Source organism: Embleya sp. NPDC025285 (genome assembly GCF_055558835.1).
Genome location: NZ_JBVHLU010000209.1, coordinates 1 through 7,539 on the forward strand (window position 1 = coordinate 1; position 7,539 = coordinate 7,539).

At 68.9% G+C, this 7,539-nt stretch carries 6 protein-coding genes and 1 tRNA gene; 5 read left to right on the plus strand and 2 right to left on the minus strand.

Going from position 1 to position 7,539, the window contains the following annotated elements; translation table 11 throughout:
• Positions 1-87: 87 nt before the first annotated feature.
• From ACZ4FV_RS51140 to ACZ4FV_RS51155, 4 genes are all read left to right on the plus strand, one after another.
• The gene (locus ACZ4FV_RS51140; protein ID WP_402242577.1) at positions 88-1,116 is read left to right on the plus strand and encodes a carbohydrate ABC transporter permease; all 1,029 of its coding nucleotides are present in this window, start codon (positions 88-90) and stop codon (positions 1,114-1,116) included.
• Between the two features lie 176 nt (positions 1,117-1,292).
• Positions 1,293-2,678, plus strand: coding sequence for an ABC transporter substrate-binding protein (locus ACZ4FV_RS51145; protein ID WP_402242579.1), 1,386 nt, complete (start codon positions 1,293-1,295; stop codon positions 2,676-2,678).
• 154 nt (positions 2,679-2,832) lie between these two features.
• The gene (locus ACZ4FV_RS51150; RefSeq protein ID WP_465328245.1) at positions 2,833-4,521 is read left to right on the plus strand and encodes a glycoside hydrolase family 31 protein; all 1,689 of its coding nucleotides are present in this window, start codon (positions 2,833-2,835) and stop codon (positions 4,519-4,521) included.
• A gap of 166 nt (positions 4,522-4,687) precedes the next feature.
• A tRNA-Val gene (locus ACZ4FV_RS51155) sits at positions 4,688-4,761 on the plus strand.
• Between the two features lie 150 nt (positions 4,762-4,911).
• Here the strand turns inward: ACZ4FV_RS51155 and ACZ4FV_RS51160 are convergent.
• Positions 4,912-5,793 carry a thiamine pyrophosphate-dependent enzyme gene (locus tag ACZ4FV_RS51160; protein WP_465328247.1) on the minus strand — a complete coding sequence of 294 codons (882 nt, stop codon included), beginning with the start codon at positions 5,791-5,793 and terminating at the stop codon, positions 4,912-4,914.
• Between the two features lie 322 nt (positions 5,794-6,115).
• Here ACZ4FV_RS51160 and ACZ4FV_RS51165 point away from each other — a divergent pair, with 322 nt between their 5' ends.
• A complete protein-coding gene (locus ACZ4FV_RS51165) occupies positions 6,116-6,625 on the plus strand; it encodes a DinB family protein (protein WP_395873744.1) in 510 nt (169 codons plus the stop codon).
• A gap of 272 nt (positions 6,626-6,897) precedes the next feature.
• Here ACZ4FV_RS51165 and ACZ4FV_RS51170 read toward each other — a convergent pair.
• On the minus strand, positions 6,898-7,539 hold a 642-nt coding region (locus ACZ4FV_RS51170), incomplete at its 5' end, for a DUF4232 domain-containing protein (RefSeq protein ID WP_465328249.1).

The window sequence follows — 7,539 nt, forward strand, 5'->3', positions numbered from 1 at the left end:
GGCCGCCATCGCGGTGGTCCTCGGCGTGGTCACCGTGTTCGTCGCGTACCTGGTCCAACTCGCCACCGCACGACGGGAGCGCATGCAGTGAGCACCTCCACCCTGCCGGACGGATCGCGTGCCACGGGCGAGGCGGGCGAGGCCGGCGAGAAGAGCGGGGCCGGCGCAACCGGCGTGACGCGGGCCGGGTTCCTCCGTCCGCGCGGGCGGCTCGATCGACGTGCGCGACGTGGGCGAGGGAGGTCGGGTGATCGCCACGATCGACGTGGTCGCAAGAGCACCGCGCTGACGGTCGCGATGGCGTTGATGCTCGCCTATACGCTGCTGCCGCTGGTGTGGCTGATGTTCGGTGCGACCAAGTCCAACGAGGGCCTGCTGTCCTCGCGCGGGCTCTGGTTCGCCGACGACTTCGCGTTGTTCGACAACGTCCACGACGTCTTCACCTACGACGACGGCATCTATCTGCGCTGGTTCGCCAACAACCTGCTGTACTCGGTGGTCGGCGCGGGCGGCGCCGCGCTGATCGCCACCCTCGGCGGGTACGCGCTCGCCAAGTTCGAATTCACCGTGCGGCGGCTGATGTTCGCGCTCGTGCTGGGCGCGATCTCGATTCCGGGCACGGCGTTGGCGGTGCCGACCTATCTGCTGTTCAGCGACGTGGGCATCGTGAACACCCCGTGGGCGGTCATCCTGCCCTCCCTGGCCAGCCCGTTCGGCCTGTACCTGATGCGCGTGTACGCGGCCGACGCGGTGCCGGACGCGATGCTGGAGGCCGCCCGCATGGACGGCGCCGGCGAACTGCGGATCTTCTTCACCATCTCACTGCGACTGCTCATGCCCGGCTTCGTCACGGTGCTGCTGTTCGCACTCGTGGCGACCTGGAACAACTACTTCCTGCCGCTGATCGTGCTCAACGACCCGAACTGGTTCCCGCTGACCGTCGGCCTCAACCGGTGGAACGGCCAGGCCAACGGCGGGAGCGTGGCGGGAAGTACGGCGATCTACCCGATTCTGCTGACCGGCAGTCTGCTCGCGATCGTGCCGCTGATCGTGGCCTTCCTCTTCCTTCAGCGGTTCTGGCAGTCCGGCCTGTCGGCGGGCGGGGTCAAGCAATAGAGCCGTGGGCTCGGCGCGCATTTCGCTTCTTCTGTGCATGCCCTTGCTGCGTTTCGGCATTTTCCGGCATGACATATATTTTCGTGATCTGCCATGCGTTTCTTCTATTTCGCTCTTCATCACGTTTTTGTTTCGCTCGTCCCCGAGTTTGCGAATTCCCTTTGGAGTGGCCACATATGAACGCAAGAACGTCGATCGTGGGTCGGCTCGGCTCGCGCCGGTCGACCTCGGTGACTGCCGCGGCGACCGTCGCGGCGCTGGCCCTGTCGCTCGCCGCATGCGGGTCGGATTCGAAGTCCGACGACGACGAGGGTGGCCGGAAGGCCGATCCGGCGGCGGTCGCGGCGGCTCTCGAACAGCCCGCCGAGATCACCTTCTGGAGCTGGGTCCCCAATGTGGATCGGACCGTGGCGCTCTTTCGGAAGAAGTACCCCAAGGTGCACGTCAAGCTGGTCAACGTAGGCCAATCGGCCGACCAGTACACCAAGTTGCAGGCATCGCTGAAGGCGGGCGAGGGCGCTCCGGACGTCGCGCAGATCGAGTATTTCGCGCTGCCGCAGTTCGCGATCACCAAGCAGCTGGTCAACCTCGCCGACTACGGAATGGTTTCGTCGCGGGACAAGTTCGCCTCGTCCGCGTGGTCGCAGGTCAATGTGGCCGGTGGAATCTACGGCGTTCCACAGGACACCGGACCGATGGCGATGTTCTACCGCAAGGACATCCTCGACAAGCTCGGCGCCACGCCGCCGAAGACCTGGGCCGAAGTGGCCGAGTTGGGCCGGAAGATCAAGGCGGCCAATCCGGAGAACTTCGTCACCTACGCCGACCAGGGTGACGCGGGCACGGCCAACAGCATGATCTGGCAGCAGGGCGGAAAGCCGTACCAGGTCTCGGGTGAGTCGTCGGCGGCGGTCAAGCTCAAGGACGACCCGGGCACGGCGAGGTGGGCGAGCACGTGGGGCGGGATGCTGGCCGAGAAGACGGTCGACGCCACGCCGAGTTGGAACGAGGAGTGGTGGAAGTCGATGGGCGCCGGCAAGTACGCGCTGTGGATGGCCGGCGCGTGGGCGCCCGCCGTACTACAGAAGAACATCCCGCAGGGCGCGGGTCAGTGGGCGGTCGCGCCGATGCCGACCGGTGATGGCGCCCCGGCCAGTGCGGAGAACGGCGGTTCGTCGGTCGCGGTGACCAAGCAGGCCAAGAACAAGGCGGCTTCGGTCGCCTTCGCCACCTGGCTGAACTCGGACCCCGAGGCGGTCAAGTCGCTGAACACCGACGTGGGCCTGTTCCCGGCGACCCGGTTGTTGCTGGACGACCCGGCGTTCCGCGGTGCCGAACTCCCGTACTTCCCGGGTTCGAAGCCCAACGAGGTGTTCGCGCAGATGTCCGGTGCGGTGCGGCCGGAGTGGCAGTACCTCCCCTTCCAGGTGTACGCGAACAGCATTTTCAAGGACACCATCGGCCAGGCCTACAAGCCGGGCGGTGACCTGCCGGGCGCGTTGTCCAACTGGCAGGAGCGGATCGTGTCGTTCGGTAAGGAGCAGGGTTTCACGATGAAGTGAAGCCCGAGTGGGTCGGTTTGGTGTGGTTCGGGCGGCGGCGGCGGTGGGGGGGCGGGTGAGTTGCCTGCCGCCGCCGATGGGTCGGCTGGATGGTCTGCCGCCCGATGGTTGGTCGGAGAGCGGGTGTGAGCGAGAGCGTGGGGGAGCGGACGGCATGACGAAGAGTGGTTCGGTCGATGGCGGCGTGCTCGCGTTGGAACCGCGTGCCGGCGAACACTGGTGGGGCGGTGCGGTGGCGGACGGCCGGCACATGCCGTTCGCCGAGGGGTACGGGATCGACCTGCGGGACGTGAAGGCCAACCAGGGCATGCCGGTGCTGCTCTCCGATCACGGCCGATGGGTGCACTGCGCTCGGCCGTTCGCGTTTCGGATCGAGGGCGGGCGGCCGGTGGTCGAGGTGCCTGGGGTGGCCGAGTTGCCCGGTGCTTCCGGTGCTTCCGGTGCTTCCGGTGCTTCCGGTGCTTCCGGTTCGTCCGGGGCTTCCGGCGCTTCCGGGGCTTCCGGTTCGTCCGGGGCAGAAGTGGGCGTCGAGGCGGGTGTGGCTGCCGGTGGCACATTGCGGGACGCCTACTTGGAGGTGATGCGGCGTCACTATCCGGCGTCCGGTGGGTTGCCGGACCCGTTGTTGTTCACCGCGCCGCAGTACAACCTGTGGATCGAGACCGTCTTCGAGCCCACCCAGGAGAAGGTGCTCCGCTACGCGGAAGACCTGCTGCGGAACGGGTTCCCGCCCGGCGTACTGATGATCGACGACCGGTGGAGCGAGGACTACGGGACCTGGACGTTCCACCCGGGTCGCTTCCCGGACCCGGCGGGCATGGTCGCGCGGCTGCACGAACTCGGCTTCCGGGTGATGTTGTGGCTGGTGCCGTACGTGACCCCGGACTCGCCGACGTGTCGGGTGCTGCACGACCGGGGCCTGCTGGTCGAGCGCCCGGACGGGTACTTCGGCGTGCATGCGTGGTGGAACGGCTACAGCGCGGGCCTGGACCTGCTCGATCCGGCGGCCACGGGATGGCTGCGCGAGCAGCTTTCGGAGCTTCAGGAGTCGATCGGCATCGACGGGTTCAAGTTCGACGGCGGCGACGCGCCGTTCTGGCGCGCACTCGGCGTGGCCGACCCGGAGGCGTACACGCACGCGTGGAACCGGTTCGGCGCGGAGTGGCCGCTGAACGAGTTCCGCGACTCGTGGCGCGCGGCCGGGTTGCCGCTGGCGCAGCGCCAACAGGACAAGTACCACCTGTGGGAGGGCCGCTTCGGCTTGGACAGCCTGATCCCGAACGCGCTCGCCCAGTCGATCACGGGCCACGCGTTCACCTGCCCCGACATGATCGGCGGCGGCGAATTCCGCTTCGTCCCGGGTCCGGGCGGCGAGGGCTTCGACCCGGAATTGTTCGTCCGGTACGCGCAGACCGCCGCGCTGTTCCCGATGATGCAGTTCTCGGCGGCCCCGTGGCGTGTCCTGGACCCGGAACACCTCGACCTGTGCCGTGCGGCCGCCCGCCTGCACACCGATCTGGGCCCGGAGATCCTGGCCCTGGCCCGCGCCTCCGCCCACACCGGCGAGCCGATCCAGCTCCCGCTGGACTACGTCTTCCCCGGCCTGGGCTACGCCGCCATCACCGACGAGTTCCTCCTCGGCGACTCGATCCTGGTCGCCCCCGTCACCACCAAGGGCACCCGCTCCCGCAAGATCACCATTCCCCCGGGCACCTGGCAGGCCGACGACGGCACCACCCACACCGGCCCCACCGACATCGAGGCCGCCACCCCCTTGTCCCGCCTCCCCTGGTTCCGCCGCGTGGCCACCACGGACCGACCAAGCCCCGACGCCGGCAATTGACCGCACCACGGGCCGGCCGGCCCCCGATCGCCGGCCGCCCGCCCGACCCCACGCCCGCGGGCCGACCGACCAACCCCCATGCCGGCCGACCGAGCCCGGTGACCATCCGCACGCCCGAGCGGCACGAACCACCCCCACGCATTCGGTAGGCTGTCCTCTCACCTCCGGGCGCATAGCTCAGTTGGTTAGAGCACTGCTCTTACAAAGCAGGGGTCGACAGTTCGAGTCTGTCTGTGCCCACCCGAAGCGGAGCCCAGGTCAGCGTGCTGACCTGGGCTCTGTTGCTTTCCGTGGCGGTTTGGGCGCCTGGCTGAAGGCGGTCCGGGGCCTTGTGTGTGTGCGATGTCCCGATGCGGGCTTCCTCGCGACGTGGCCTTCGTCTACCTACGTCTACCTACAGTTCTCGTCGATCTTGTATTGCATCGCCCTCGGGTAGTCGCGCCGGTCGAGCAGCACGCGGACCAGGATCGGTCCCCGGTTGATCTGGTCGTTGCGGTCGGTGACCCTGGTCAGGAGGGTTTCGAGGTCGGTGTGGGTGCGTACGCTCACGCCGGTCATCGGGTGCTTGTCGGTACCGAAGACGTCGGCGAGTCGCTCGTATTGCCACACGTGCAGGTTGTTGTAGAACTCGGCGCCTTCGGACGGGTTTTCCGCGTAGTAGCAGGGGTGTACGAGCATCTGCTCGATGCCGTAGAACCCCTCGTTGTCCAGGACGAACACGACGGGACGCAGCCCGTGCCGGACCTGGGTGGACAGTTCCTGGCAGGTCTCCTGGAAGGAGCCGTCGCCGACGAACACCAAGGGCCGCTTCTCGGGCTCCTGCCTGGCCAGGGCCACTCCGGAGGCGGCCCCGACCGAGTAGCCGATGGACAGCCGGCTGCTCTGGGCCACGTAGGAGGCGCGCTCGACCATGCGCAGGTTCATCGTGCCGATCAGCGCGAACGCGGCGTCCGAGACCACGGTGAACGGGTTGAAGCGTGCTCCGGGCGGGCCGCTGTCCTGGTCCTGGAGGAAGGCGTTGACGTGCCGGAAGAGGCTGTCGTACGTCAGGTCCGTCGGGTAGTCGCCGCCCACCAGGCCCGCCAGGAAGGCGACGGTGCTGTCGGGGACGTCCAGCCCCGCCGCGTGTGCCTGGGTGAAGTAGTCGGCGGCGAAGGCACCGGCCCCGAACTCCGCGGTGAGTGCCTCGCGCCGGGCCGGGATGAACCGTTCGAGTTGCACGTCGGGGAAGTAGGAGGCGCCGACGTTGACCCCCTCGCGGGCGGAGACCACGACCCTGCCGGCGGCTCCGCAGGGGTACGCGTGGGTGGGGTCCGGAGCGTCGGCAGGGCTCGGGGGCCGGTCGCGGTTTCGTTCACTCGCGGTGCGGACCTCGAGCCGCGATCAGGTTCGGGTCGGTCGCCGCCGCTCCCGCCCTTCCATGATCCTGCGGGGCGGCACGGGGCGCAGGAGGTGTCCTTCCGGTCCACGGACACGAGGACGCCCCCGGCATCGTCACCGTCCGCTCCGTGTTGATCTACGCCGAGCCATCCCTGTTGTGGCATAGTCGGGCGGCGCGGGGTGAGGTGGTGGACGACATCGAAGGGCAGGCAGCATGAGCGGCGACCGGATGGCGACCACGCGTGAGCGTGCCGACCTGCTGGAATCTCTCGCGAGGCATCGAGGGTTCCTACGCCAAACGGTCCACGGACTCACCGACGAACAGGCGGCGACGCGTACCACCGCGAGTGAGCTCTGCCTCGGCGGCCTGATCAAGCACGTGGCCGGCACCGAGGCGTCCTGGATGCGATTCGCGGTCGGCGGCGCGGAGGCCATGATGAGCGAACCGACCGACTGGGAAGGCCAGTTCCGCATGGCCGAAGGCGAAACGCTCGGCGGACTGCTCGACGCGTACGAAAACGTGGCACGTGCGACCGACGACCTGGTGGCCACGCTGCCCGATCTGGACGCGTCCCACCCTCTTCCCGAGGCCCCGTGGTTCGAGCCGGGCGCCCGGTGGTCCGTGCGCCGCGTCATCCTCCATGTCATCGCCGAGACTTCGCAGCACGCCGGACACGCGGACATCCTCCGTGAATCACTGGACGGCGCCAAGACGATGGGCTGACCGGCCGCGGCGGCCTACGTATCGTCGATTCTGGCGATCGGGGCGCCGCTCGCCGAGAGGGCGCGGACACGGAAACCTCCGACCAGCGCCCGCATTCGCGCGCGCGCCGCGTGCGCGGGTAATGCGGGCGTTCCGGCACCCGCCGACATTCGGCAGTACGGGCACCCGATTTCGGGGTGTCCGACGGATGCGCAACGGCACGCGGGTACAGGCCCCGTCACGCACGCGGTGGGGCCCGTACCCGAGGTCTTCATTGGTCTTGGGGGTGTGGGTCAGCCGCCTTGGCCGGCGCTGCCGATGGGGCCGACGTCGACCGGGGAGCCGGTGCCGTCGGTGACGGGCAGGGAGCCGGTGCCGGGCCAGCGCAGGGTGACGGACTTGGTCTCTCCGGGCGGGGTCACCTGGAGGCCGGTGATGCGGACGCCGGAGCCACCGCTGTCGTTGGCCGGGTAGGTGATGCCGAAGGACACGGACTTGTCGCTCTTGAGGGTGAACGGGTCCGCGGGTGCGCCGGTGCGCTTCGCGGACAGCGGTCCCGCGCTGGTCTGCAGGTCGACGCCGGCGAATCCGGACATGGTGCAGTTGTGGCCGATGTTCTTGAACGTCACGGCGACGGTGTGGTTGGTGTCGCCGCCGATGGTGGCGTCGATCGCGGTGACCTGCAGGTCGTCGGTGCGGCACTTGCCGATCGAACCGTCGTTGCCGGCCCCGCCGGTGGTGCCCTGGCCGGCGGAGGTCTTTCCGGCGGGGGTCGTTCCGCCGCTCTGGCCGCCGCTCTGGCCGCCGCCGGTGGTGGTGGAGGCGGCGGGTTGGGTGGGAGCGTTGCCGGCCTGGCCGGCGGGTGCGGAGGCGGGGGGCGGTGCGGCGCCGGTGTTCTTGTCCGAGTCCGTGTCCTGGCACGCCGTCATCAGCAT